Origin of the sequence: Streptomyces roseochromogenus subsp. oscitans DS 12.976 (genome assembly GCF_000497445.1) — a bacterium.
Lineage (GTDB): Bacteria > Actinomycetota > Actinomycetes > Streptomycetales > Streptomycetaceae > Streptomyces > Streptomyces oscitans.
In genome coordinates this window covers 5,587,376-5,589,583 of record NZ_CM002285.1, presented here as the reverse complement: position 1 = coordinate 5,589,583, position 2,208 = coordinate 5,587,376, and the positions used below count along the sequence as shown (strand labels likewise).

2 protein-coding genes are annotated in these 2,208 nt (G+C 68.8%); both read right to left on the bottom strand.

The genetic code is table 11. The features are described 5' to 3' along the window. Positions 1–70 precede the first annotated feature (70 nt). Entirely contained in the window at positions 71–865 is a 795-nt protein-coding gene (gene istB, locus M878_RS73870; protein ID WP_023549754.1) for an IS21-like element helper ATPase IstB, read from the bottom strand. Continuing rightward, positions 865–2,115, bottom strand: a complete 1,251-nt coding sequence (gene istA, locus M878_RS73865; RefSeq protein ID WP_023549753.1) for an IS21 family transposase — start codon at positions 2,113–2,115, stop codon at positions 865–867. Before istA ends, istB begins: the two co-directional genes overlap by 1 nt. Positions 2,116–2,208 lie beyond the last annotated feature (93 nt).

The following is a 2,208-nucleotide window of genomic DNA, read 5'->3' as shown; positions in this document are numbered from 1 at the left end:
GTCGGCGACGGCTGAATTGTGAGCCACTGCCGACGGACGAAAAGTGACCCCCTACGTCTGTTGATGTTGGTCATTCCCCGGTGTTGGCTGCGGGAACCCGTCCGAGGTCGCGGCCGCGCATGCGGTAGCTGTCGCCCTTGAGTGAGATGACTTCGGCGTGGTGAACGAGGCGGTCGATCATGGCGGCGGCGACAGTGTCGTCGCTGAAGACCTCGCCCCAGCGGCCGAAGGGTTTGTTGCTGGTCACGATCACCGATGCCCGTTCGTAGCGGCCCGAGATGAACTGGAAGAAGAGGTTCGCCGCCTCGGGTTCGAAGGGGATGTAGCCGACCTCGTCCACGATGATCAGCGGGATCCGGCCCAACCGGGTCAACTCGTCACTGAGCCTGCCCACTTGGTGTGCTTCGGCCAGGCGGGCCACCCACTGGGCGGCGGTGGCGAAGGCCACCCGGTGGCCGGCCTGGCAGGCCCGGATGCCGAGCCCGGTGGCCAGGTGGGTCTTGCCGGTGCCGGGCGGCCCGAGGAAGATGACGTTCTCCTTGCCGACGACGAAATCCAGCGTCCCCAGGTGAGCGATGACCTCGCGTTTCACAGACCGCTGGTGATCGAAGTCGAAGTCCTCCAGTGACTTGCGGGAGGGGAAGCGGGCCGCCCGGACGCGTCCCTCGGCGCCATGCGAATCGCGGGCGGCGACCTCCCGCTGCAGGCAGGCCGCCAGATACTCCTCGTGGCTCCAGCCCTCGTCACGGGCCCGTTCGGCGAGCCGGGTGGCCGCATCCCGCAGGGCCGGGGCCTTCAACGCCTTGGTCAGATAGACGAGTTCGGAGGAGACGTCACGGCTGTTCGCCGTCTGCTTGGCGGCCATCACGCGACTCCCTCGCCGGTGCTGAGGCCGCCGTCGATGACACCGAAGATCCGGTCATAGGTATCCAGCGACCGCTCTTCGACTTCCGTGGTCATCGTCGGTGCCGCCTTCTTGTCGACGGCCGCCTTGCGGGCGGCAGCGGCAGCCGCCGCGTGATCGGGGTCGGTGATGGTCTGATGGCGGGCCCAGCTGCGGGCATGACGGGCGACCTCGACGCCGTCGCAGGTCACCAGGACCTGGTCCAGGTCCGCGGCGACCTCGATGCGGCGGCCGACGGCCAGCGGATGGACCGAGTAGTCGCAGGTGTCCAGGCGGACATAGTGATCCCGCGGCAGCCGCAGCGATGCCTTCCACCAGCCCGGAGGGGCGATCGGCGGCAGGGCGAGCATGCGAGAGCGGTCGGCCTCCAGCCGGTCCGACGGACGGGCCTGCAAGGTGCGGTGGATGCGCCGGTTGGCCCTGGTCAGCCAGTCGGCGAGCTGGATGTTGAAGTCCGCCGGCGAGGTGAACACCCGCCCGGGCAGAAACGACGTCTCCAGATAGCCGTTGGCCCGCTCGACCAGACCCTTGGCCTCTGGATCGCGTGGCTTGCAGAGCAGGAACTTGATGCCCAGCAGACCGGCGAACGCGGCGAATTCGTCGGTGAGTTGGGGGCCGCCGGACCGCCATGAGCCGACGGCTCCCTCGTTGTCCCAGACCAGCACCCGCGGGACGGCTCCCAGCTCGGTCAGCAGCCGCCAGTGCCCGGCGATCAGGTCGGCGGCCGACCTGGAGGGCAGCATCCGTGCGGTGATCCACCGCGAGTAGCCCGCGACCATCACCAGCACCGGCGGCCGCCCCACCTGGCCGAAGCCGAGTGGGATGTCGGCGGGCGGGAACCACAGGTCGCACTGGCCGATCTCGCCCGGCTCATAGACCGTCCGCGAGGCCGGATCCGCAGGCCGGTAGGCCGGCCGCAGGTCCCGAATGCGGTCTTTGAGCACGGTCAGGCCCCGGTCCCAGCCGATCCGCTCGGCGATCACCGTCGCCGGCATCTCGGGCCACTGCTCGAGCAGCTCGCGGATCTGCGGTTCGACCGCGTCCACGATCGAGCCCTTCGGCGCCCGCTGGTACTTCGGCGGTGCGTCGTCCGCGATGGCCCTGCGAACGGTGTTCCTCGAGATCCCCAGCTTCCTCGCGATCGCCCTCACCGGCATCTGCTCGGCCCGGTGAAGCCGACGGATCTCCGCCCAGTCCTCCACGCTGATCACCACTCCTCCCGGTCTGACTCAACGAGCCAGACCCCTTGGAGGGGGTCAACTTTCAAGCGTCGCTACTGGTCCACTTTTCAGCCGTCGCCGACA